Origin of the sequence: Paenibacillus sp. FSL H7-0350 (assembly GCF_038593195.1) — a bacterium.
Lineage (GTDB): Bacteria > Bacillota > Bacilli > Paenibacillales > Paenibacillaceae > Paenibacillus_AQ.
In genome coordinates, this window is sequence record NZ_CP151972.1 from 3,938,273 (window position 1) to 3,962,738 (window position 24,466).

The 24,466-nt window shown below is 52.8% G+C and carries 23 protein-coding genes; 6 read left to right on the top strand and 17 right to left on the bottom strand.

Features of this window, described 5'->3' with window-relative positions; genetic code table 11:
* Positions 1–153 precede the first annotated feature (153 nt).
* The 13 genes from mprF to NYE24_RS18010 all read right to left on the bottom strand — a co-directional run bounded on the left by mprF (position 154) and on the right by NYE24_RS18010 (position 13,372).
* On the bottom strand, positions 154–2,808 hold the full coding sequence (gene mprF, locus NYE24_RS17950) for a bifunctional lysylphosphatidylglycerol flippase/synthetase MprF (RefSeq protein ID WP_342479257.1): 2,655 nt from the start codon (positions 2,806–2,808) through the stop codon (positions 154–156).
* A 432-nt stretch (positions 2,809–3,240) separates the two neighbouring features.
* Positions 3,241–3,603, bottom strand: coding sequence for a FlxA-like family protein (locus NYE24_RS17955; RefSeq protein WP_342476326.1), 363 nt, complete (start codon positions 3,601–3,603; stop codon positions 3,241–3,243).
* 89 nt (positions 3,604–3,692) lie between these two features.
* Positions 3,693–4,559 (bottom strand): DMT family transporter, encoded by an 867-nt coding sequence (locus NYE24_RS17960; RefSeq protein WP_342476327.1) that lies wholly within the window; start codon positions 4,557–4,559, stop codon positions 3,693–3,695.
* On the bottom strand, positions 4,556–5,782 hold the full coding sequence (locus NYE24_RS17965; RefSeq protein ID WP_036692258.1) for a multidrug effflux MFS transporter: 1,227 nt from the start codon (positions 5,780–5,782) through the stop codon (positions 4,556–4,558). Before NYE24_RS17965 ends, NYE24_RS17960 begins: the two co-directional genes overlap by 4 nt.
* A 596-nt stretch (positions 5,783–6,378) precedes the next feature.
* Positions 6,379–6,996 carry an alpha/beta hydrolase gene (locus tag NYE24_RS17970; RefSeq protein ID WP_036692068.1) on the bottom strand — a complete coding sequence of 206 codons (618 nt, stop codon included), beginning with the start codon at positions 6,994–6,996 and terminating at the stop codon, positions 6,379–6,381.
* Entirely contained in the window at positions 6,993–7,943 is a 951-nt protein-coding gene (locus NYE24_RS17975) for a ring-cleaving dioxygenase (RefSeq protein ID WP_156949551.1), read from the bottom strand. Before NYE24_RS17975 ends, NYE24_RS17970 begins: the two co-directional genes overlap by 4 nt.
* Positions 7,944–7,993: 50 nt before the next feature.
* On the bottom strand, positions 7,994–8,395 hold the full coding sequence (locus NYE24_RS17980; protein WP_036692067.1) for a DoxX family protein: 402 nt from the start codon (positions 8,393–8,395) through the stop codon (positions 7,994–7,996).
* Between the two features lie 146 nt (positions 8,396–8,541).
* Positions 8,542–9,015 (bottom strand): MarR family transcriptional regulator, encoded by a 474-nt coding sequence (locus NYE24_RS17985; protein WP_342476328.1) that lies wholly within the window; start codon positions 9,013–9,015, stop codon positions 8,542–8,544.
* Positions 9,016–9,161: 146 nt separating this feature from the next.
* Complete coding sequence (locus NYE24_RS17990) at positions 9,162–9,887, bottom strand: HAMP domain-containing sensor histidine kinase (RefSeq protein ID WP_342476329.1); 726 nt, start codon at positions 9,885–9,887, stop codon at positions 9,162–9,164.
* A 185-nt stretch (positions 9,888–10,072) separates the two neighbouring features.
* Complete coding sequence (locus NYE24_RS17995) at positions 10,073–10,819, bottom strand: ABC transporter permease (protein ID WP_342476330.1); 747 nt, start codon at positions 10,817–10,819, stop codon at positions 10,073–10,075.
* Positions 10,820–10,832: 13 nt separating this feature from the next.
* Positions 10,833–11,540: a hypothetical protein gene (locus NYE24_RS18000; protein ID WP_342476331.1), complete on the bottom strand. Its 708-nt coding sequence runs from the start codon at positions 11,538–11,540 to the stop codon at positions 10,833–10,835.
* Positions 11,524–12,462, bottom strand: a complete 939-nt coding sequence (locus tag NYE24_RS18005; RefSeq protein ID WP_342476332.1) for an ATP-binding cassette domain-containing protein — start codon at positions 12,460–12,462, stop codon at positions 11,524–11,526. Before NYE24_RS18005 ends, NYE24_RS18000 begins: the two co-directional genes overlap by 17 nt.
* 220 nt (positions 12,463–12,682) lie before the next feature.
* Positions 12,683–13,372: a response regulator transcription factor gene (locus NYE24_RS18010; protein ID WP_341183495.1), complete on the bottom strand. Its 690-nt coding sequence runs from the start codon at positions 13,370–13,372 to the stop codon at positions 12,683–12,685.
* Positions 13,373–13,663: 291 nt separating this feature from the next.
* On the opposite strand from NYE24_RS18010, the gene NYE24_RS18015 reads away from it, so the two are divergent.
* The 5 genes from NYE24_RS18015 (at position 13,664) to NYE24_RS18035 (ending at position 18,497) form a co-directional block, all read left to right on the top strand.
* Positions 13,664–14,371 carry a futalosine hydrolase gene (locus tag NYE24_RS18015; RefSeq protein ID WP_076159340.1) on the top strand — a complete coding sequence of 236 codons (708 nt, stop codon included), beginning with the start codon at positions 13,664–13,666 and terminating at the stop codon, positions 14,369–14,371.
* On the top strand, positions 14,371–15,222 hold the full coding sequence (locus tag NYE24_RS18020) for a 1,4-dihydroxy-6-naphthoate synthase (RefSeq protein WP_342476333.1): 852 nt from the start codon (positions 14,371–14,373) through the stop codon (positions 15,220–15,222). The genes NYE24_RS18015 and NYE24_RS18020 overlap by 1 nt, the downstream gene beginning before the upstream one ends.
* A 41-nt stretch (positions 15,223–15,263) precedes the next feature.
* A complete protein-coding gene (locus NYE24_RS18025; RefSeq protein ID WP_036692046.1) occupies positions 15,264–16,088 on the top strand; it encodes a class I SAM-dependent methyltransferase in 825 nt (274 codons plus the stop codon).
* A 250-nt stretch (positions 16,089–16,338) separates the two neighbouring features.
* Positions 16,339–17,712: a helix-turn-helix transcriptional regulator gene (locus NYE24_RS18030; RefSeq protein ID WP_342476334.1), complete on the top strand. Its 1,374-nt coding sequence runs from the start codon at positions 16,339–16,341 to the stop codon at positions 17,710–17,712.
* A gap of 110 nt (positions 17,713–17,822) precedes the next feature.
* Positions 17,823–18,497, top strand: a complete 675-nt coding sequence (locus NYE24_RS18035; RefSeq protein ID WP_342476335.1) for a hypothetical protein — start codon at positions 17,823–17,825, stop codon at positions 18,495–18,497.
* Between the two features lie 478 nt (positions 18,498–18,975).
* Here NYE24_RS18035 and NYE24_RS18040 read toward each other — a convergent pair whose 3' ends face one another.
* From NYE24_RS18040 to NYE24_RS18055, 4 genes are read right to left on the bottom strand one after another with little or no spacing between them, the layout of a single operon-like run.
* Positions 18,976–20,049 (bottom strand): ABC transporter substrate-binding protein, encoded by a 1,074-nt coding sequence (locus NYE24_RS18040; protein ID WP_036692040.1) that lies wholly within the window; start codon positions 20,047–20,049, stop codon positions 18,976–18,978.
* Positions 20,046–20,891 carry an ABC transporter permease gene (locus NYE24_RS18045; protein ID WP_036692038.1) on the bottom strand — a complete coding sequence of 282 codons (846 nt, stop codon included), beginning with the start codon at positions 20,889–20,891 and terminating at the stop codon, positions 20,046–20,048. The genes NYE24_RS18040 and NYE24_RS18045 overlap by 4 nt, the downstream gene beginning before the upstream one ends.
* Entirely contained in the window at positions 20,888–21,694 is an 807-nt protein-coding gene (locus tag NYE24_RS18050) for an ABC transporter permease (protein WP_036692036.1), read from the bottom strand. Before NYE24_RS18050 ends, NYE24_RS18045 begins: the two co-directional genes overlap by 4 nt.
* A complete protein-coding gene (locus NYE24_RS18055) occupies positions 21,684–22,808 on the bottom strand; it encodes an ABC transporter ATP-binding protein (protein WP_179090487.1) in 1,125 nt (374 codons plus the stop codon). The genes NYE24_RS18050 and NYE24_RS18055 overlap by 11 nt, the downstream gene beginning before the upstream one ends.
* A 282-nt stretch (positions 22,809–23,090) precedes the next feature.
* Between NYE24_RS18055 and NYE24_RS18060 the strand changes: the two genes are divergently transcribed.
* Complete coding sequence (locus tag NYE24_RS18060; RefSeq protein WP_083678035.1) at positions 23,091–24,203, top strand: FUSC family protein; 1,113 nt, start codon at positions 23,091–23,093, stop codon at positions 24,201–24,203.
* Positions 24,204–24,466 lie beyond the last annotated feature (263 nt).

Below are 24,466 nucleotides of genomic sequence, written 5' to 3' on the forward strand. Positions count from 1 at the left end.
CCTCCTGTTACGCGATTTTTGAATCCCTATTTATGACGCCTGGATATATAAAAAGTTGCAGAAAATCAAATATTTTCCGCAACTCCTTGTCGCCGTATCCGGTCTTCCGTCTATTACAAGGCTTATTCGCCAATCACCAACAGGCTATTCAACTCACTCCTCCTCCTGCGGATGTCTGGAGACCAGCCGCACCAGATCCAGGGTCAACAGAGGGAGTGTAACAGCAGCGGGATAGGCCAGATACCGCGGCTCCCATACCGGGTTGAACTTCTCCTTATACCGGCGCAGACCGGAGAAGCCGTACCAGTGGCCGCCGCGTTCAAAAACAAGCCGGGCAAGCTTCTCCTCCCGCAGCGCTCCAAAGCGGCCCCCGACATTAGACAGCGGGGCCGACCCGAGGTTAAAGCTACTGTATCCGCGGGCTTTCGCCCATTCCAGCAGACACAGGAACAGGTAATCCATAGTCCCGTTCGGGGTATCCTTGTGATGGCGCATCAGATCCACCGAGACGCTCTTCTGCCCGTCATAGCCAGGAGCCACGGAGGCAAAAGCCAACACATGGCCCTCTGGTCCGCGCAGCAGCGCCAGCGGTGCGAGCTGGAGGTACGGCTCGCTGAACCAGCCCAGCGAGTAGCCTTTTTCCATTCGTCCGGCCAGCCATTCCTCTGACAACAGGCGGAGCTCCTGCAGCAGCTCCTTCGAATGCTGTGCCTCTGTGATCTCGAAACGGTAGCCCTCGCGCTCGAACCGCCCCTTCACATTACGCAGGCTGGCGTTCCGCGAACCGCTAATGCCAAAGTCCGCCAGCGGAACCAGCGCCTCTTCCCCCAGCTTGAAGAACCGGTAGCCCTGCTCATGATAGAGCGGAAGATGCGCCGGGGTCGCCTGATAGAAGACTACAGATAGGCCATATAAGTCTGCAGCCTGTCTGAACTCACTGATTCCATTGTTAAGCAGAGCCATCGGCCCCAGCGGGTCCCCCAGCACCACCAGCTTGTCCCGGACTCTGGCGAAGGCAAATAGCACCCGGCCTTCCTGGGCCCAATAGAAGCTTTTGTCGCCAAGGAACAGCATGTGGCTTAAGGCATTGCCCCAGCCTTCTGAGAGGAAGCGCTCCAGCCGCGCCATATCCTTATCCGCGAGAAGCGTATCTGCCTTGTGCTGCGGCCTGAGGGCTACCAGCATCGTCAGCAGCAGCCAGGAGAAGATCAGTCCGCCGGCCGCCGTAACGGCCACATTACTGTGCTGCCGCAGCCATTCCGGCTGGATGCCGGGCGGAAGATGCTTCAGGAAGCCGTGATGGGTATAACTCGCCAGCCCGTAATAGCTAAGGGCTACAGCCGAAGTCAGGAGCAGCCACCATAAAGTGCTTTTAGCGCTAAAAGGAACGCTGATCCGGTAGAACCGGCTTCGTGAGATCCAGAGAATCATCCCCACCACCAGCAGGAACAGGGCCTCCTCGTAATCGAACCCCTTCGTGAATGCAAAGACCGCCCCGCTAAGCAGCAGCAGGCTTGTCCAGACATAGGCTCTACGGACACGCAGGGAGATCCCGCGCGACAGCAGAATCAGCATAAAGCCGATTAGCACGGACAGATGGTGCGAGATCTGCATCACGGGCAGCGACAGCAGCTCCTCTGTCACCTTTAGCCTGTAGAGCAGCTCAGGCGTAGCTGCGGACAACAGCAGAAGCAGGCCACTGGCTAAGACCAGCTTACCGAGTGCCCATACGCCCAGATCACTGAGGAAGGTATATTGGCCGGGCCAGCCCCATATTTTTTGCCATACCGTCAGGGGTGCTTCGACTCTGTCGCCGCTGCGTTCAGTGCCCTTCGTACCCGGCAGCCCGAACTCCAGCGCAGCCAGCACCAGCCCGAGCAGCCAGGGGATAATGTAATAGAATAATCTGTAGATGACCAGGACTGCCATGGCATGATCGCTCTTGATGCCAAGCTGGGTAAGCCCGAGCAGTGCAATCAGATCGAACGCGCCGATGCCGCCGGGAGCCATACTTAGAATTCCCGCTATCGCAGCCACAACATAGATACTGAAGACGGTGAGAAACGGAGCGCTTCCGAGCATCTCACCGGCAATGAACCAGAAGGTCAGCCCGGCGAACACCCACTCCAGGAAGGAGGCACCTACAGAAGCAACCACAGTAAGCCAGGCGGTTCTCCCCTCACCCCGGTTGACCCATTTGGCGAAGAGCGCAGAGCGCTGGAGGAGTACAAAGAACGGCAGATACAGTGCTATCCCCCAGACTGCAAAACCCAGCCAGCGATGCGCCTCCAGCAACCGGTCCGCCGGCAGAAGCCCGGTAATCGTCCCCCACCCGAGCAGCGACAGCCCCGTAATCATCAGCGGTGACAGGAACACAATGGCCGGCGCGAGCAAGGACGCAGGCACACTGCTCCGCTTATAGAGCAGCGTTCTAAGGCCCGCGCCAGCCAGACCGGCGAATCCGATCATATTATTGAACGTATTGGCAATCCAGGCATAACGGAAGGTCCGCAGCCAGCCGATCTGCAGGCGGAAATGCCGCCGGATCAAGTAATCATAAGTACTCATAACTGCCACTGACAGCAGCGATATTCCCAGCATCTGCATAATAGAGGGCACGGGAACGGATTTCAGATCACGGATGATTTTACCCATGTGAATCTGCTTCAGCTCATGCTGCCCCTCCAGATAGACCAGCCCGATAATCATCAGCGGAAAAAGCGCCCGCACCGCCTTAATCCGGTAAATGGATATCAGCAGCCGTACGATTTTGAAGCGTTCCAATTTATTTTTGATTACAGTATGCATGACTTCACCTGTCCTCACTGCCGAACGCTCTTGTTACCTGAACATATTCAGCCCTCTTCATACGAACCCATTATAACAAGATCCGCAGCAGAACTCCCGTATAATGGTCACACGCTTACAAGAGTAAGACGGCAGGCGGAGGATAATTCCCTGCACTGGAGCTATATTTGTTCCTCTGATGATGTGAAGTGTATACATCTATATTGGCACAAGTGGAAACGGTACCGTCCTTTTAAAGGACGGTACCGTTTCAGCGGGAAATAGAGGGATAATTTATCGTGTGCAACATATAAATTCTATATTTTAAAAGCACCCGGACTGCGATTAGTCCGGGTGCTTTTATCATCGTGCCAAGGGTTGTCATCCCCTAACGGAGAGCCTGTCACCACGGCAATGGCGGCTCTCTTCAGAGGCATACTGTTCTCGTTAAGGCTATACTCTAATGTCGAATCTACCTGAACTGTCAGTGGTCGCGTTAGCAATCGCCTGAACGGATGCTGCTGTCAGCTTATTATTGTTACCGGAAGGCTTGTCCGGAGACGCAGCAGCGCTGTGGGCAGAAGCAGAGCTGCCCGCAGCCTGTGACTTCTGGGCAATTTGTGCTTCGATCTGCTTGATCTGCTGTTCTAGCTGCTTGGTTTGTGTTTCTTTGGCTTGCTCGTTGTCCTGGCTTGCGCTTACCTTCTCAAGCTCAGCCTCCAGCTTCGCCTTCTGCTTCTCAAGTGCAGCGGTATCGCTGGCGCTGGAGGAGGTATAAGATACGGATGCTGAAGCGGCTACGGATGAGACATTCATGGGCGATCCCTCCTTTCACCTCTTCAATATATCCCCTTTCTCTACAATGAACGTTAAAATGCGCTGAAAGTTGGCTGAATATCCGCTCTCTACTCCTGGCGCGCCCTCCGGTTCACCAGCATAACGCTCAGCAGGATGATGACCAGCCCGGCGATGGTGTTAACATACACCTGCTCCTGCAGGAAGATTACGCCCCACAACAGGCCAAATACAGGTACGAGGAAAGTAACACTGACGGTCTTGACCGGTCCGACACTGGCAATCAGCCGGAAGTACAGCAGATACGCCACCGAGGTGCAGATCAGCGACAGGCCGAGGACAGAATATACAGCGGCGGAAGAAGGGAGATGATCCGGGGCAAAAAGCACCGCCAGCGGCAGCAGCACCACACTTGCGCCCAGCTGTTGTCCCGCAGCAAGCGCCAGCGGAGAGAGACCGGAGCCTACGCGTGATGCGTACAATCCTCCGAACGCATAGCAAAGCGCGGCTCCAAGAGAGTAACCTACGGATAAAAGAACCGTACTGGTCAGCGGGAGCGGGCTCCAGCCGACCAGCACACCCACACCCACCAGGCCTATAATCAATCCGGCCGATTTGGCCGCCCCCGGCTTCTCCTTCCGGGTCCCCCACGCTGCCAGTGCCGCGAACATCGGGGTTGTAGCATTCAGAATCGCTGCCAGTGAGGCGCTCAGATGCAGCTCAGCCATACAGATCAGCGTGAACGGAAGCGCCGCATTAATCGCACCAAGCAGCAGGAAAGACTTCCAGTGCTTCAGGAGGCCCAGCCTGCGCCGGGTCAACAGCGCATAGAGCAGCAGAGCAGCTCCGGCAATCGTAACGCGCAGCTCTGTCGTGAAGACCGGACCAAGCTCCGGCGAGGCAATCCGCATGAACAGGAAGGAAGCCCCCCAGGCAAAAGCAAGCAGCAGCAGGGTAGCAAAGTCCTTGCGGCTCACGGCTTGACCTCTCTTCGGCACAGCAGCAGATAGGACAGAACCGACAGGAGACCCGCTCCCGCGATGACCAGCGCCATTGGAAGAGCCGATCCGCTGCCGCCGAGTCCGACCAGCGGAGCCGCGCAGCTCCCCAGCAGCAAGGGAAGCAGACCCAGAAGCGCAGAGGCGCTGCCTGCTGTCTCCCCCTGATCCTGCATCGCCAGCGAGAAGCTGGTCGTACCCACCAGACCTACACTTGCAACCACAGCGAACAGACAGATTAGGATTGGCAGCAGCCCGCCTCCGGCGAGGAGGGTAATCAGCAGCATTACACCGCCGGAGGTACTAAGGAGAAGGCCGCAGATCAGCAGCTTACGCTCACCCACTCTGGCCGACATCCGCCCGGCAATCTGCCCGGTCAGAATAATACCGAAGCCGTTCACGGCGAAGATCAGGCTGTACATTTGCGGGGATACCCCGTAAATCGTCTGCAGCACAAAGGATGATCCCGAGATATACGCGAACATGCCTGCCATAACAAAGCCCTGGGAGAGCGCATAGCCCATGAAGCCGGCATTGCCTAGCAGAGTGCGGAAGGTACGCAGGGTTCCTGCCAGTCCGCTGCGTATACGCCGTTCCTTAGGCAGAGTCTCCGGCAGCCGCAGCAGGATGACCGCCGCGAAGAGCAGCCCGCATACGAACAAGACGATAAATACGCCCTTCCAGTCCGTCACTCTCAGCAGCTGTCCCCCGATGACCGGCGCTGCAATCGGGCCCAGTCCGTTGACAATCATCAGCAGCGAGAAGAACTTGGTTAATTCCGAGCCGCTGTACATATCGCGGACCGCCGCGCGGGAGATCACCACCCCTACCGATCCGGCCAGGCCTTGAATGAAGCGCAGCACAATCAGCAGTCCGATGGACGGGCTGAACGCGCAGAGGAGCGAAGACACCGCATAGATAATCATCCCGAACAACAGAGGAATCCGGCGCCCGTGCACATCACTGAGCGGTCCGGCTACAAGCTGGCCCGAAGCCAGCCCCAGCAGGAAGAAGGTCAGAGTAAGCTGTATCATGGCGGGACTGGTATCGAAATAGAGGCCAAGAGCAGGCAGCGCAGGCAGATACATATCAATCGACAGCGGGCCAATGGTAGCGATGGCTCCCAGAATCACGGCAAGCTGCAGCCGCTGGCTTCTGGACGGCCCGCTTTCGGCCAGGCTTGTCACCGAGTTTTGCTTCATCATAAACAGAATACATCCTTTCTTGCCCGTAACCTTTAGTAAGACGGCAGTGCTATTTATGTTCAGGCCCGTTAATATATTTCTCCATACTACCCGATTACCGCCGGATTGTTCAATGAATTTATGGTTTGGCGGGGAAGAGCAGGGGGAACTGGTGCAGAGGGATCAAAGTGCAATAGTGCCGGGAGATAGAAGCGGTCTGATGGGGGAGACCTGCTCGCAAATCCTGCAGAATATGCAACAATGTCGCTCATGAGAGGCCCTCTGCGTGGAAATCCTGCATGAAATGCAACATTCGCAGCCCTAACTAGCCCCGAAGCGCCGGAATTCCTGCAAAAGATGCAACAATGTGCCATAGCCAGTAACAAATTTAGAAAATTGCTGCAAAAAGTGCAACATTGCTGCTCGGTTGAAGTGTACTGTGCGCATATCCTGCGCGAAATGCAACAGTCACAACCCCAATTTGTGCCGAATTTGAGCTACGTGCCCGCTTGCCCCCGCCCACTCTCCACAACAACAAAAAACCGCCTGCCGTAGCCGCCAATCCTCTATGTGATCGGCAGGCCCGCAGGCGGTTATTCCGGGTGGTGCTGTTGTTAATTCATTGAACCCTTCAGAGCGGCCAGCCAATCTCTTGCTGCCTCCGCCTCGGCGGCGCTCAGGCGGTGCCCCTGATTGCCCCAGTGCGAGGTAACCTCTGCCCCGGCGCCGCTTAACAGAGCTTCCAGCTCCCGGGTCTCCTCGGAGCGGATAATCGGATCATTGGTCCCTGCCCCGATAAAGACCGGAACACCCTGCAGCGAAGGAATCGCCAGGCCGCGCAGCGGAACCATCGGGTGCAGCAGCACTGCGGCCCGGAAGAGGGCTCCGTAATGGAAGATCAGGCTGCCCGCGATGTTCGCACCGTTGGAATAGCCGACAGCGACCAGATTACCGGCATCGAAGCCATATTTGGCAGCCGCTTCCTCCAGGAACTGCTTCACCTCATGGGTGCGGAAGATCAAATCCTCCTCATCGAAAATCCCCTCCGCCAGCCGCCGGAAAAAGCGGGGCATGCCATTCTCCAGCACGTTACCGCGAATACCGAGCACAGATGCTCCAGGTGCCAGCAGCTCGGCCAGCGGCAGCAAATCACGTTCATTGCCGCCTGTACCATGGAATAAAACCAACGTTGGCTGTGTTACGTCTGTACCTTGCTCAAATACATGAATCATACCGGCTTCACCTCCAGTTCACGGATTTCAAACGGGCTTAAATTGTCTTCAATTGCCGCACGCTGCGGCTCAAACCACCCCGGAAGCATCAGCTTCTGCCCCAGCGCCTCAGGTGCTTCATCACGGGCGAAGCCTGGAGGATCGGTTGCAATCTCGAACAGAATTCCGCCTTCTTCCCGGAAGTAGATGGCATTGAAGTACTGGCGGTCCTGCACCGGAGTCGGCTGGTAGCCGTGACTCTGAACCCGGCGGCCCCACTCCAGCTGCTCACTGTCGTCTGCCGCCCGCCACGCAATATGGTGAACCGTACCTGTACCGCCGCCGCCCTGCGGAACCGGTGTGGCCTTCAGATCAATAATATTGCCGATGTCTCCAGTCGCTCTATACCGGAAATAACCGTCCCCTTCAGCAATACGTTCCATCCCCAGTGTGCGGGAGAGTGTATCAGCTGTGCGTTCCGGGGCTGTGCTGTAGAGGACAGCACCTCCGAAGCCTTTTACCGCATGCTCTACCGGAACGCCGCCGAACGACCAGGTGCTCAGCGCACCCTCTTCACGCTCCACCAGCTCAATTCGCAGTCCGTCATAATCCGCGAAGGAGAGATACGACTCCCCAATCCGGGTAACCTTAGTCACAGGGATCTGGTAAGCGGCCAGCCGCTGCTCCCAGAATCCGAAAGAGCCGGCAGGTACAGCATAAGTGGTCACACCGACCTGGCCGCCGCCGATTCTGCCTTTACGTCCATGAGCCCATGGGAAGAAGGTGATGATCGTACCCGGTGCACCCTGCTCATTGCCGAAGTAGAGGTGGTAGACCTCGGGGGCGTCGAAATTGATGGTTTTTTTGACGAGCCGCAGGCCCAGAATTCCGGCATAGAAATCAGCATTACGCTGTGCGTCTCCAACAAAAGCGGTAACATGGTGAATCCCTGCAGTATGCATAGTCATGAGTGAACCCTCCTGATAGTTATGATGATGATGATACGCTTATTTTTATTTTAGTTGAAGAATATTGCGTCCAGCGAAATCGAACCCGCGCCTGTCAGCGCTATACCTACAGCGACTACCAGTACCGTCAATGGAAACTCAATCCCGTTCGCCGTGGACCAGAATCCGTTAGGAGCATGCACCTTCACAATAGCACCGAGCATCGTTGCCGCAATCAGTACCGCAGCCACCGGAGTCAGCAGACCCAGAGTGAACAGCAAGCCTCCGGCCAGCTCCATCAGACCTGCCAGCACCGCCATACGCACGCCGGGCTTAATGCCAATCGACTCCATCCAGCCGCCTGTTCCCTTAGGCCCATATCCGCCGAACCAGCCGAACAGCTTCTGTGCACCATGCCCGATGAACGCTACACCAATTACCAATCTCATCAACAATAAACCTACACTAACCATTTTAAACACTCTCCATTCTCTTGGTTTTAATTATCTTAACATTAAGATATTGGCTAAAAAAATTTATTGAGCTATTATTCTCTCATTAGTTCAGCGTACTAATAAGCAGACAACCTTACCGCCGCTGGGCTGCGACGCACTCACTTCTATACGCCCTTGCCCAGCTTCTTCAGCAGCAGTGTCGCCTGAGCCTTCTCTCCGCTGTCCAGTCCGCCCATCAGGTTATGAATAGAATGAATATGCTGCGGAAAAATATTGTCGAACAGCTCACGCCCCGCCTCTGTAATCTCGGCATACGTAACCCGGCGGTCATCCTCGCAAGGAACGCGCTTCAGCAGTCCCCGCTTCTCCAGCTTGTCGATATTGTAGGTAATGCTGCCGCTGGTGACCAGAATCTTCTCACCAATCTGCTGAAGTGGAATCCGATTTCTATGATACAGCACCTCCAGCACCATGAACTCCGCCGATGCCAGCCCGTGACTCTTCATATCCTTCACCGCCTGATCCATCAGGCTCTTATACGCCTTCGACAGAACGACGAACAACTTCAGCGACGCTGCCTGCTCCTGTTCCTGAGTAGTGTCTGCTTCTGTTCCTGCTGTCTTGTTTTTGCTGCTCATATCCTGCACCTCCTGTCCGGCTGTGTTTGTCTTTAAGTTAATTATCTTTAAGTTAAGATAAATATACGTTATGGGGAGCAGTCTGTCAAGTGGTTCTACACACTAATTTGCTTCTGGAGAAACAAATTGAGCTTCTTTATCGCGCTTCACAACACAATTGTGATCTGCAGGTGATCTTCCAGTAATTCAGCATTGATCGTTCCGCCTAGTTTATCAATCAGAATTTTGACAATTGCCAATCCCAGTCCGGTGCTCCCTGCACTTCGGGATATATCCGATGTATAGAAGCGGTCGAACAGTCTTTCCAGATTCACTTCATTCGGGCTTGAGATCCTATTGGTTATTATTAATTCTGTTGCGCTACCCTTCATCAGGGTGATCTTGAGATCACCAGTGGCATACTTAGCTGCGTTATCCAGCAGGTTCTGCAAAATACGCCGCAGCATATCCTCATCTGCCCAGACAAATACAGTATCCTCCGGGAGACTAATTTCAGGATGCAGGTTCCGTCCCTCGAACATAGCAGCATTCTCCACCACGCTATCCATAATCAGATTCGAGTAATTTATATTCTTGAGTTTCGGCTGAATCTCTTCAGAATCCAGCACAGCCAGTTCATAGAATAATTTGATTAAAGTCTGCAGATGAGCAGCTTTGCGGAAGACTATTCCTATTTGCTCACGTTGCTCTGGATTCACCGCCCCTTTGCTCAGCAGCTGAAGGTAGCCGATCATTGATGTTAAGGGTGTGCGCAGATCATGGGAGATATTAGCTACGGATTCTTTCAAGTGATTGCCGCTGCGTATCATCTGAATGCGGAGCTCACGCTGCTTCGTCAGATTCTTATTGATCTCCGCAGTAAGTGAATTCAAATCCTTATCGATCAAAGATATATTCAGTTTCTTTTCAACTGTTCCCGAAGACAGTTCAACCATCTGTTTTGTAATATTGCGAATTTGCCTTTTCAGTGAAAAGAGGCGGAACATAAGTGCCCCAAGTATTACCGAGAGCAGAACAGCAATATATATCATTGATTGTAGCGCCTCTTTTCCCATTTTTATTTAAGTTCAGAAGTATTGAACCGCTGAAATGAAAGTGCGATGAACAACAGCAGAAATAATCCTCCTGAAAGTATGATCTCAGACACCTGAACCGTAGAGAGCGAGTAGGCTAAGGAGGCTCTGACCTGATTCATAGGCAGGAACCTCAGCCACGGCACAAATTCATACCAGCCAAGCGGCCCGGCATAGGCAATAATCATTGCACTGATAAAAAGAACAACTATTGATACAGATACTGTTTTGGCAGAGTCCTTGAATAAAAAGGCAAGAAAGATACAGACTGAGAACACTGCACTATTCAGTAGCACCGACAACAGAATTACTCTGAGGATATACAAAATATCATGATTCCATGAGCTCCCCCAGCCCAATTGAAAGGACATTCTTATGCTCCCCACTACCGGCCCCAGCAGCATCAAAAGGTTGAATACAGCCAAGTAGATAAAACATTTACTGAAGAATATTGCCATTCGCGAATGACCCGCTACGACCTCCAGATGAATCGTGCGGTTCGAAAAGTCCTGGCCCATCAGCAAAGCCACGATTGCCGAGAATAACACCAGCCAGACCGTTGAATCGTAAACCATTGCATAAAATATGCCTATAGTATCTTTGTGTGTTGTCAGATCAGCAATATAGCTCTTGCTGGCAAGAAGCCCGTAAAGGATACTAAGCAGTGCACTGCCGGTAAAAAAACGGTTGCATTTCATGCGGTACCATTCCATTTGCAATAGATTATTCATGGCATCCTCCCCTTTAATATAATTCTGAACGATTGAAGATTCTAACTGCCGCCAAGCAGAAACACATCAAAAAAATGATTCCGACCAGCAACGCCGCACCTATGGATGAAGAGTCCTCAATTAATAATCTCAGCTGCCCCAATGGAATAAAGTGTGCAATCGTCTTAGCGTTCGGACCATTAAGCAGGAAGATGTTCAGAAAATAAATCAATGCTGGAATCGATAAGGTTTTACCGATGTCTCTACAGATGAAGGCCATCAGCAGCGAAATTCCGCACATCGCTGAATTCAATACTGCTGTGGTAAAGAATAAGGCAATTACTTTGCTAGAATCAGACCCGAAAGAATGACCACCCCATCCGTGACTTCCGGTGTTATACGCAATAGAAAGAATGGGCTGCAATAGCAAAATGATGTTGGACCCCACGATAAACAGGATGGCCTTGCTAAAGAAAACATGATTACGTGAATGTCCTGCGCAAATCATGTGGTACAGAGTATGGTCAGCGAAGTCCTTGCCAAGGTAGAGTGCTCCAAATACACAAGTGAACAGCATTAATATAGGTGCGTTATATAAGGATGCCGAGACACTGTCATATCCCGTAAGCTGCCCCTGATCCAGCATAAGGAAGCTGCCAAGCATTACAGACAGGGCAGACAGGATGAAAAAACTCTTGTCATGCACCAGCTTATAAAGCTCCGCCTTAATGAGACAATACATGCTTTTCTCCTCCAATACGCTCCAGGAAGTACCCTTCCAGCGTATCCCCGGCGATTGTCATTCCTGTGATCAGCACCCCTTCTTTCATTAAAGTGGCCGAAATCCCCTCCATGTCATCTAAGTGATCATATAGCTTAATGGTGCCATCAGGCATAACCTGATAATCTTTGATATTCATCCGGCTTTCCAGAGCATGCAGGGCATTCTCTACATGATTAGTCTGAAGGGCAATATGGCGTTTGCATTTCTCATTTAGCTGACTCTGCGTTAATTCCTCAATCAGAGCGCCTTGATTAATGAGGATGTACTGCGACACTGTCTGATACAGTTCGTTGAGAATATGGCTGGATATCAATATCGTTGTCCCGCGTTCCTCATTTAGGCGTTTCAGCAAGATCCGCATTTCAGCTATGCCCATCGGGTCAAGCCCATTAATAGGTTCATCCAGAATAAGCAACTCGGGATCATGCAGCAAAGCAATCGCAATACCCAGCCGCTGGCGCATTCCGAGCGAAAAATTACGTACTGCCTTCCTTCCAGTAAGATGATCCTCCAGACCCACCAGCTCCAGTGTCTCTCTGATGACCTGCGGATCGGGTATCCCCCGCTGAAGCCGTTGAACCTCCAGGTTCTGCACCGCAGTCATGTTAGGATACAAGGCAGGCGTTTCAACCATACAGCCGATCCGTTTGCGCTGTTCCTGCAAGGCCTGCTTCCCTGTCTTACCGAACAGGTGCAGCTCACCGCTCGTAGGAAAGGACAACCCTACAATAAGACGGATCAGCGTTGTTTTTCCCGCGCCATTCTGCCCGATGAAGCCGTAAATCTTTCCCCTTTCAATGGTTAGATTAATATTATCCAAGGCCAAAGTATGATTATATTTCTTGGTGAGATTTTTGGTCATAAGGATGATGTCACTCATGTCTGCCACGCTCCTTATCTACAGTTACGCTGAATTACATAACCTTACTGACTACATTAAGCGGTAACCTTAAAGAAATTCTTAATTCTGCCTGGGCCACTTTTAAAGAATTTATAAAGTTTATGTTCCTGCAGGGCTTTGCACACAACAGGAAGAGCCGCTTGCGCCATAAGCAAACGGTATCCTCAAAACGAGCTTATATACTTTATCCGATCTTGGGCTAGTCAAGTTTATACAAGCGGTATCCTATTCCCCAAACCGTTTCTATGTAATGTTTATCCGGACTTACTGCCTTCAGCTTATTGCGTATATTGCTAATATGAACATTCAGCGTGTTATCTTCACTCATGTACTCTTCATTCCAGATACTCTGAAATAAATTGGATTTAGAATATATTTTCTCTGGATGCCTCATAAGCAGTTCAAGAATACCGTATTCTTTGGCCGTAAGCGCAAGCTCATGACCCGCAACCTCTACAATATGATTCATCTCATTGAGTTGGATGTCCTGATAAGCTAAACTTCTGGTGCCTACAGAATCCTGGTTCATTCGATTACGCCTTAGATTACTTTCTATTCGCGCAAGGGTCTCATCAAGATCAAAAGGTTTGGTGATATAATCATCCGCGCCAATCCGCAGGAGCTCAATCTTGGTTTGGATCGTGTCCTTGGCTGAGATTATGATCACCGGAACTGCAGAATATTCCCGCAATTCATTTAGCAACTGATCGCCGCTCTTATAGGGCAGCATCAGGTCTAGGAGGACTAGATCATAACAGCCCCTTTGAATGAACTGCAAAGCCTCTAACCCATTGTAAGCTGAAGTAGTCAAATAGCCGTGTTCCGTCAAAAACTGGCGAAGCAGACTATTTATCTCTTTCTCATCCTCAACAATAAGTATATGCTCCAATTAACCACATCCTTATCGCTTCCCTAATCATCATCATTCGGCTATTTTGCCGGACTCCCAGACTCTTCCGGGTATATTTTTTTCCTTTTATCCTTTATTTTAACACTCATTCCCGAAAAAACGATAATTAAGATTAGAATTAGATACCTTGCGATCCTCTAAATTCAGCCCTCATCCTTAGCTTCCCATAACCGTCTTGCTCATTTGACCTGCCCTCCAAAACGGCGTACACTTTCAAAAGGTGAGTATGAACTGAGGAATATAAATAATATTTATAGAAGGAGGCTGATTATGCAATCGAAGGATCATCATCATTCCGGGGCCGCCGCGCGCATTACTGCGGCGGAAGAAGCCCCCGGGCCGCGCGTGCTGATCGTGACGGCAGTCGCGGCTGAGCGCGAGGCGGTCCTGCGCGGCCTGCACGGCAGCCGCCGCTTCGACGTCATCGCGGCGGGCGCCGGCACCGCGGCAGCAGCGGCGGGCACCGCCGCCGCCCTGGCAGCCGGCTCGTACGGCTGCGTCGTCAGCGCCGGGATCGGCGGCGGCTTCCCGGGCCGGGCACCCGTAGGCTCGCTGGTCGTCGCCAGCGAGATGCTTGACGCGGCCCTCGGCGCAGAGACGCCGGAGGGCTTCCGCAGCGCTGCCGAGCTGGGCTTCGGCAGCGTGTCCGTGCCTGCACCGGGCGCTGCGGTGCAGGCCCTTGCGGCCGCGCTGGCAGCGGCCGGCCTCACGGTAAGCACGGGGACCGTGCTTACCGTATCGACCGCGACCGGCACCGCCGGGACGGCCGCGGCTCTTGCCGCGCGCCACCCGGAGGCGGCGGCGGAGGCGATGGAAGGCCACGGGGTCGCCGTGGCCGCCCAGGCTTTGGGGATCGCGGCGCTGGAGCTGCGCGCGATCTCGAACCCGGTCGGCCCGCGCGACCGGGCCGCGTGGAAGATCAATGAAGCGCTGGACGCTCTGGCAGCGGCGGCGGCTATTTTACGGGAGGTGCTGTAATGACTCAAGAGCTTCATATTGCTTATTCCCCTTGTCCGAACGATACCTTTGTCTTTCATGCCTGGGCGCATGGCCTTGTGCCTGACGCTCCCCGGCTCGATGTGACTTTTGCCGATATCGATATTACGAACGGGCTTGCCGCAGACGGCATCGGGCCTGAGGTACTCAAAATCTCCTACGCCGCACTCCCCTGGGTGCTGGACAAATACAAGCTACTCCCTTGCGGTGGTGCACTGGGACGGGGCTGCGGACCGCTCGTACTGACGCGCAAAGGCGCAGGCGCCATCAAGCATCCGCGCGAGCTGTCCGGCCGCAGAATTGCTGTACCGAGCGAACGCTCTACGGCATACCTGCTGTTCCGGCTATGGGTAGCGCAGCAGGTACAGGACGGTCCGGCCGAGATCATCGTTATGCCTTTTGATGAGATCATGCCTGCCGTGCAAAAGGGAGAGATCGATGCAGGACTCGTCATCCACGAAGCCCGCTTCACTTACCCGTCCTACAATCTCAATCTGCTGACTGACCTCGGCAGCTGGTGGGAGAGCGAGACCGGCCTGCCCATTCCGCTAGGTGCGATTATTGCCCGCCGCGATCTGGACCATGAAGCCATTACCGGCTGGATTCGCAGCTCACTACAGTATGCCTGGGACCATCCTCTCGACTGCCAGGAATACGTGCTAAGCCATGCCCAGGAGCTATCTCCGGAAGTGGCCAAGTCGCATATTGATCTCTATGTCAACGAATTCACAATGAATCTGGGCGAAGACGGCTACGCAGCCATCTCTGCATTATTGACCCGGGCCGCTGCCGAAGGGCTTGTACCTGCTGTCGATCCTTCGCTTCTGCGTTAATGAAGTAAGGAGATAATCCATCCCGTGAGGAGGCTATTCCCATGATTCCTTCAGGCAACAGCAAGGCTAATATCGACCGTTTTCTAGGGTACCAGAATGACTACGACCGTTACCGGCCGGAAGCCCCGCCAATGGTTATTGAACTGCTCACCAGTTATCTGGGCCGCCGTCCTGCCCATGTTGCAGATATTGGCTGCGGTACCGGCTTGTCCACCTTTCTGTGGAAGGATGCTGCCGATGCAGTAACCGGAGTGGAGCCTAACCCGGATATGCTCAGCAAAGCTCAGGATAAGCTGCATCTCCTGGATCAAGGAGCAGAGAACCTGTCTTTTGTGCAGGGCTACTCTAACCAGCTTCCTTTCGATACGGAGAGCGTGGACATCATTACCTGCTCGCAGTCGTTCCATTGGATGGACCCGGACAGCACCCTTGAGGAGATCGCCCGTTGTCTGCGGCCAGGCGGAGTCTTCGCAGCTTATGACTGTGACTGGCCCTTGGTACTGCAGCCCGCTATTGAAGCCCGTTACAACCGGCTGATCGCGGCTTCGGACGCCCTGCTTGCGGAGCTTCAGACCGGTGCCGATCAGGCCAATAAATGGGACAAGGAAGGTCATCTGGGCCGGATCAAAGCCTGCGGAAGGTTTACGTACGCGCGCGAAATTGTTTTTCACAATACAGAATCATGCGATGCTCAGCGCTATGTCGGGCTGGCCCTCAGCCAGGGTGGTATTCAGTCCCTCCTGAAGCTCAGTCCAGCCTCACTTGAGCAGGATATTGCCGAATTCTCGGCTGAGGTAGAGGCATTCTTCCAGGGCCGGACCTTGCAGGTACCGATTAGCTACCGTATGCGGACCGGAGTGAAGTAACATCCCCGTTAGCACCCAAGCTCCATTCTAATAGTACAAGCTGAATCAAGCACGCCCCAGTCATCCTAATAAGGGAACCGGGGCATTTCAACGTTACAGCAGACTTAACCCGGGATATGGCCTCAGCTTGCTCTTTCATTTGTTCACTGTATCTACTAATCCGGTCTATTGACCATTGGAATTTTATCACATATTATTACACCAATAAATTAAAAATCTAATTACTGGGATTAGGTCAGGTGGTGTTCGTATGAAGTCCACAACCACGATTCGCGATCAGGTAACCGCATATTTGTCTAATCAGGGCCTGTCCATTAATCAGTTTGCCATCTCTTCAGGAATTAATTCCGGTACACTCAGCCGTGTCATTAAAGACCGTCAGCCGATTGCCATGAATCATCTGGAACGCATTACCCGGGGCATGGGCCTGCAGGAGGACTACTTCTATAGCTTATATGTGGACGAGTGCTTTCACCATTCGGTTCCCACCTGGCGGCGCTTGCGGCCGTTTCTTATGCGTTCAGCGGCACTCGGCCGTCTCGACTGTGTTGAACAGGTCGTTCTGAACCTGCTGGAGAATCTGGTCTATGCCCCTATGCTATTTGAGGTTGCAGAAGGGCTGTTCGAGCAGGGATTGTGGCACGCAGCAGCATTATTGTACGAGAATGTGAGCACCAGTGAGAAATATCAGAATTCCGAACGGCTGGCCGTATGTCAATACCGCTTGTTCCGGATTGGTCTTGGTGATGACCAGAGCAGTAATCTGCGGGTAGCCATCCTGTTCGAGTGCTTCATCGACCGGCTGAATGAGGCGGATCAGCTGGACGGATTGAAAGACCTGCTGGATGTCTACTACTCTCTGCAGAAGTGGTCCAAGGTGAACGAGCTTGCTGAGAAAATGCTCCAATTGGCTACGCTCCGTTACAATCTCCAGCTCCGGTCAAAACGTAAACCGGACAATGAAAGATTGCCTTCAAGTCCGCTGTATTTATATATTCTCCGCTCCCATCTCTTTCTATCAAGTGTCTGTATGGAGTATGGAGACTATAAGTCTGCGATAGAGCGTGTAAGCCTCTATACAGATGTGAGTTGGATACAAGAAACTAATGACGAAGCAAAGCGGATATTAGCCCAATTCAAAGAGTGGGGTAGAGCAAATATCTATTTGTATCGTTTACTCGATGGGCAATTAGAGGTATTGAATGATTATGTGGAATTTATATCTACCCAGCCAGACGAGATATTCACGGCAATGTATAACATTGTTAAATCTGCAAATCGGTATAATTGGAATGTAGACCATATTCTTGAGCGCTTCTCTAGTTACATCCCTTACCGAACGTATAATTCTGAATTTGGTGAATATAACCAGCAAGTTATGGCAGACAAGCATACTCGCTTTCTTGCTGAATTAGCAGCCTATTACCTCCACAATAAGTATTATGAGAAGTTTACGAATGTACTGCGAAACCTGGAATCCTCCGCTAAAATCAACAACGAGAGTATAGCCATTACTTGTGTGGATCTATTTGAACAATACAGGTATACAGCAGGAGAAGAAGAAATGGAGAAATACAAACTTTTAATTAGAACAGCACGAAATTCAAAAGCAACAGCATTCTAGTTTTCCCCAACATTTACCCTATACTTAAAATCAGCGAGACGAAGAACGTCCCGGTTGCCCTTTGTGGGGAAGCCGGGGCGTTTTTCTATTTTCCGGAGAGGATGAGGAGCATGACTTTTGAAGAAGCGCATGAACAGTTTATCAGCGGACACTTGAATAGCAGACCTGAGGGGGAACGAAAAGCACGCTTGGAAAGGGGGCATCGGCATGCCGAGGTGCTGTTCCTGAAGAATATATGGTGGCCTTTGCGGCGGCAATTTACCGAACTTCATCCGGAGTACGAGGTGCTGGATTGGCGGGGACGATCTTATTTCGCTGACTTTGCTTGGCTGCCCGGATATATGAAGCTCCTGATAGAGATCAAGGGATTTGCAACGCATGTCCGCGATATGGACCGCAACAAATACTGCGGCGAACTGAACCGGGAGACCTTCCTCTATGCTATGGGCTATCATGTGATTTCCTTCGCATACGATGATGTTGAACAGCGTCCCGAGCTCTGCATGACGTTGCTGCGGATGGTCCTGGGCAAATATCAGCCTGCCGAAGCTCCGGTATCACGTATACGGCTACTGGAGCAAGAGGTAATCCGGCTAACTCTTCATCTGGCCCGGCCCATCCGTCCGCAGGATGTGAAGCAGCATTTCTCCATCGATTACAGGACCGCCGTCCGGACGTTGCGCAGTCTCTCTGACAAAGGCTGGCTTCTCCCGGTTGCCACCGACCAGCAGGAACGCATCGCCCGGTATGAGCTGAACCACGGAGTACTGGAATATTTCAATTGATCTGCGGCAAATAATTGGAAAATCGTATCTTAATTTCCCGATTCCTGAGCAATACCCGACAACAAGTGGAAAAACAGCATCTGCTACTCTTGGTTTTGCCGCCATGAGGCGAACTGAGGAAACTTAGGTGCTGTTTTTCCAACTCTCTCCGCCACAACCACGTAATTCTTATCAGTAGGTGGACAAAATCCATCTATTTCTTGCTTCCGCTGCACTATCACCCGACTCCACCAACACTAATTACTCCACAAGCATCAGCAGCACCCGTTCTTAGCCTCTATTGAACTATCAGCAGCCATAGCCCCGCCCTTATCCCCCATGCAACTCCCCGCCCCCCCACTCTCCTTGAATTCCTCCATCTGATTCATTCAAATCATCCCCACACCTCCCCTTCCTTACCCCCTGGCAAGCAAAAGCCCCTCGCCTACGCAATTACGCGCATGCAGGGGGCCTCGTTACACTTCTGGCGTTCCGCCAGCTACTTCTTATTCATCTTAAACATCAGGAACAGCTCATTATAGTGGGCAAGCATCCGCTTACCGAGGTTGTCGTAGACCTCCAGCCGGTCAGTGAGCTCGGCGGGCGGGTAGAAGCGCTCGTCGCCGGAGATGTCCTCCGGCAGCAGCTTCAGCGCAGGCACGTTCGGCGTGGAATAGCCGACGTATTCCGTATTCTGGGCCGCCACATCCGGCCGCAGCATGAAGTTGATGAACTTATGCGCGCCCTCGACATTACCTGCTGTGCGCGGAATGACCATGTTGTCGAACCATTTGTTCGAGCCTTCCTCCGGCACGACGAAGTCCAGCTTGTCGTTATCATCCATAATCTCCGAAGCGTCGCCGGACCAGACAATGCCGACCGCCGCTTCTTCGTTGGCGAGCAGCATTTTGACCTCGTCACCCACAATGGCCTTCACATTCGGAGACAGCTTGTTCAGCTTGGCGAGCGCCTCCTGCAAATGCTCCTCCTTCGTGTCGTTGACAGAGTAGTGCAGGCTATTCAGTGCCATACCCATGACCTCACGGGCTCCGTCCACGAGGAAGATATTATTCTTCAGCCGCTTGTCCCACAGGGAATCCCAGCTGCTGAAATCAATCCCCTTCGTCATGTCGGGGTTGAAGATGATCCCCACCGTCCCCCAGAAATAAGGAACCGAATACTTGTTACCGGGATCGAAGGACAGATTCATGAACTTGGAATCGATGTTAGCGAGATTCGGCAGCTTGCTGTGATCCAGCGGCAGCAGCAGATTCTCTTCCCGCATCTTGGCGATCGCATAGTCAGACGGGATGACGACATCGAAGATCGTGCCGCCCTGCTCGACCTTGGTCAGCATCGCTTCATTGGAATCGAATGTCTGGTAGATGACCGTAATCCCGGTCTCCTCCTGGAACTGCTTCAGCAGATCGGGGTCCACATAGTCGCCCCAGTTATAGATGGTCAACGTGTTGCCGCCCGAATAGCCCTGGGCTGAGTTCAGCCGGGAGGCCAGGAACATCAGTCCGAAGGCAACGATCAGAATCGCCAGGAACGTATTGACTAGCTGCTTCATCTAGGCACCCCCGCTTCGGCCACCGGCTCGGCAATCTGTACCGGCGGGCGGCTCTTACGCTGGTTCAGGTAGTAATAACCGATGACCAGCAGAATCGTGAAGAGGAAAATCAGCGTCGACAGCGCGTTAATCGACAGCGACACCCCTTGCCGGGCCCGGGAATAGATTTCCACCGACAGGGTGGAATAGCCATTGCCCGTGACGAAGAAGGTAACTGCGAAATCATCCAGGGAATAGGTCAGGGCCATGAAGAATCCGCTGAAGATTCCCGGCTTGATGATCGGCAGAATGACCTTCGTGAGCACATCCCGGCGCGTAGCCCCCAGATCGCGGGCGGCATCCGTTAAGGTCGGGCTCATCTCCTGCAAATGCGGCAGGATCATAATGACCGCAATCGGAATACTGAACGCCACATGCGAGAGCAACACGGAGGTGAAGCCCAGCTTGATCCCGACAATCGTGAACAGGATCAGGAAGGAGGCTCCGATAATGACATCCGGGCTGACAATCAGCACATTGTTCAGCGAGAGCAGCGTGTTTTTGGCCCGGCGGCTGCGGACATGATGAATCGCCAGCGCACCGATCACCGCTATTATGGTCGCAATAGCCGATGACAGGAGGGCAATGACCAATGTGTTAATCACAATAATCATCAGCCGGGTATCAGCAACCACTTCACGGTAATAATCCAGCGTGAAGCCTTCGAACTTGTGCATCGTGCCGCCGCTGTTGAACGAGTAGTACATCAGATAGAAGATAGGCGCGTACAGCACCAGGAAGACCAGCACCAGATAGATATTGGCGATGCCGTTCTTGTTCTTAACCCTGCGTCTGTTCTTCATCCGCGCACCCCCTTCCGCGAGCCGCCGGTCAGAATCATGAACAGCGCCATAATCGCGATCAGGAACACCGCAACGGTCGAGCCCATTCCCCAGTCCTGTGTAACCAGGAAGTGCTGCTCAATCGCGGTGCCGAGCGTAATCACCCGGTTCCCGGCAATCAGACGCGTAATCATGAACAGCGACAGCGCCGGAATGAACACCGCCATACAGCCGGAGCGTACACCCGAGATCGTCAGCGGAAAAACCACCCGCCGGAACGTTGTCCATCCCGATGCGCCCAGATCGCGCGCGGCATCCACCAGCGACAGATTCATCTCATCCAGAGCACTGAAGATCGGCAGAATCATGAATGGAATGAAAATATAGACCGACACAAACACGAAGCTGAAGCCTGTGAACAGAATCTGCTGTTCGCCCAGACCCACCAGATCAAAGAAGTTATTGACCGGGCCGAAGGTGCCGAAGATCCCGATGAAGGCGTATGTTTTGAGCAGCAGGTTGATCCAGGTCGGCAGAATAATCAGCAGCAGCCACAGCTGCTTGTGCTTCGTTCGCGTTAGCAGATAAGCCGCCGGATACGCCACCAGGAGCGAGAACACCGTGATCAGAAAAGCGTACCAGAATGAATTCAGCATCATTCTCATATAGACCGGTGTGAAGAAATTGACGTAGTTATTCAGCGTCAGCTTCCCCTCCAGATCGAACAGGGAATAGTAGACCACCAGCAGCACCGGCGCAATGACAAACAGTGCGATCCACAGATAGTACGGGATGAGATAATACGACTTCCCCTTACTCATCATGGCTCTCCACCTCGGCGTAAGCCTCCAGACGCTTGTCGAACTCTTCCTCCGTTTCACCGAAACGCATAACATGGATCGCTTCAGGGTCGAAATACAGCCCGATCTCGGAGCCAACCTCCGCCTTACGGGTAGAATGGACAAGCCATTCATGGCCCGAGCCGTCGTAGCAGCTGATCTCGTAGTGAACCCCGCGGAACAGCTGGGAATCCACACGCACCTTCAGCTTGCCCGCTTCCAGGGTGACAATCTCCAGATCCTCAGGGCGGATCACAACCTCCACCGCTTCATTCGGCTTCAGACCGGCATCGACACATTCGAACCGGTGGCCGCCCCACTCCACCACATAGTCCTCAATCATCACACCCGGCACGATGTTCGACTCTCCGATGAAGTCCGCCACGAACCGGTTAATCGGTTCATCGTAGATATCATTAGGCGTGCCGCTCTGCTCAATCTTGCCGCCGTTCATGACGAAGATCCAGTCGGACATCGCCAGCGCCTCTTCCTGGTCATGGGTAACGAAGATGAAGGTGATTCCCAGCCGCTGCTGCATCTCCCGCAGAATATACTGCATCTCGGTACGCAGCTTCAGATCAAGCGCAGATAACGGCTCGTCCAGCAGCAGTACCTGCGGTTCATTGACAATGGCGCGCGCAATGGCGACACGCTGCCTCTGCCCGCCGGACATTTCATTAATGGCCCGCTGATCATAGCCGACCAGGTTGACGAAGCGCAGCGCTTCCTGCACCTTTTGCTGAATGACATCCTTCTTCAGCTTCTTGATGCGCAGTCCAAACGCCACATTCTCGAATACGTTCAGATGCGGAAACAGCGCATAGTCCTGAAATACCGTATTGACCTGCCGCTCATTGGCGGGAATGTGGTTGATTTTTTTGCCGTTAAGATAGATCGAACCTTCAGTCGGCTCCGCGAAGCCGGCGATTAGACGCAGAATGGTCGTTTTTCCGCAGCCCGAAGGGCCCAGCAGCGTGTAGAATTTACCGCGTTCAATTTCGAAGCTCACGCCTTTGAGTACAGCCTCTTCGTCGTCGTATTGCTTAATCACCTGGTCAAAAGAAATAATAGTGCCTTCCGGGGTAGCTATAGCTAACAACCTCCCTTACTTATGTAGTACAACCTATTTTACCCGCTTCTTGCGGGAGACAATCCGGCAGCGGCATGCTCAGCACGGATAAGCGACAATTCCTGCCTTGGTCTGGCAGACTTCAATATATAGCATAAAGGAATCCTGCAATATATGCGATAGCTTACATTGTGAAATCACGCACAAAAACTTAACAAGTTCGTAAAATCTTGCCCGCCTCCGGCCTGTTTTGAGGTGCTATAATGAAAACGAATGAAAACCATAAAATTTTTCCTATTTACATGAAAGAAGATGACAAACATGAACGAGGGCTTACAAGAGCGCCTTGAAAAGTTCGGATTATCCTTATATATGATACGGATTACGCTCGCCGCTTCGCTCTCGTGGCTGGCCGTGCACATTATCTACGGGGACCATTACCTGTACTTCGCACCGCTGGCGGCGATTCTGATTACCCAGAGCAGCGTCAAGGCCTCCCTTGAAAAAGGCGTCTACCGCATGACCGGCGTGGTCCTTGGCGGCATCGTCAGCCTGATCGTAGGCAAGTTCTTCGATGTGGGCGCGCTGTCGATTCTGCTGATGCTGCTGATTGGCATTGGGGTGGCTACAGCCTGCCGGATCAATATCCAGGCCGTCTCTCAGATCGGTGTCACCTCGGTGCTTGCACTCACCTTCTATCATGACCAATATATCGTCTGGAGAGTCGCCGAGACGCTGATCGGCGTGCTGATTGCCCTCATCATTAATATGATTATCGTGCCGCCCAAGAGCTTCGTCAAGGTCAAGGACCTGGCACTGAAAGGCAGCCTGACCTTATCCGATGCCTTAACCGGATTCGCTGCAAGCGGCCGGGATGCAGCGCAAGCCAAGGCTGCTCTTGAGCGCTCCGGCGAGCTTCTGAAGAAGAGCGACCGGCTGCAGAAGGAGATGCATTACACACTGTCTCATTACCAGTGCCGTAAGGACATTGGCAAGCTGACACAGTCGACCACCCATCTCATCAAGGTTCACTCCTATGTCAAAGCCATAAGCGAAGAAATCGCTCTGCTGCCGGCCCATTATGCCGCCGCTGATTGGATGCTGGAGGTTGTAACCGCAACGGCAGACTGCATCGCCCTGTACGGCACACGGACGCTATCAGATGCCGAATGCAGCGGACGTTCACTCCAGGGGAGTCTGAGAAGAGCCCGCGACGTGCAGCTCGCCTGGTTCTCGCAGCTGCAGGATCAGTGCCCGCTCGCAGCCTTCCGTGATCTCGGTGCGGTGTTCTCCCACCTGAACCGGATTCTTGAAGAGATCGAACGCGCCGATTACGCCGCGCTTTCCACCGCACCACAGCATGTCAAGACACACCCTGCACGCGCCATCCAATTCATACAAAAAGGACTCTTCCACAAGCTATAAGCTTGGGAGGGTCCTTTTTTTTGTGTTGCCATAACTTTTCGGTGGGATAGGATGCTTGCGGGTAAAGTGGCTTGGGTGGCAGCACGTAAAGTTATAGCAGTTGGAAAAATGACACTTGATTCAGCCGAATTATACGCTTTAATTGAAGCAGTTGGATAAAGTACATCTAATCCGCCGAATTCTCTGGAATCCGTTAAAAGTGGGCAAAATATGTGTTGTTTATCCATCTGCTGTTCCCATAGGCGGCATTCATCCAACAGCAA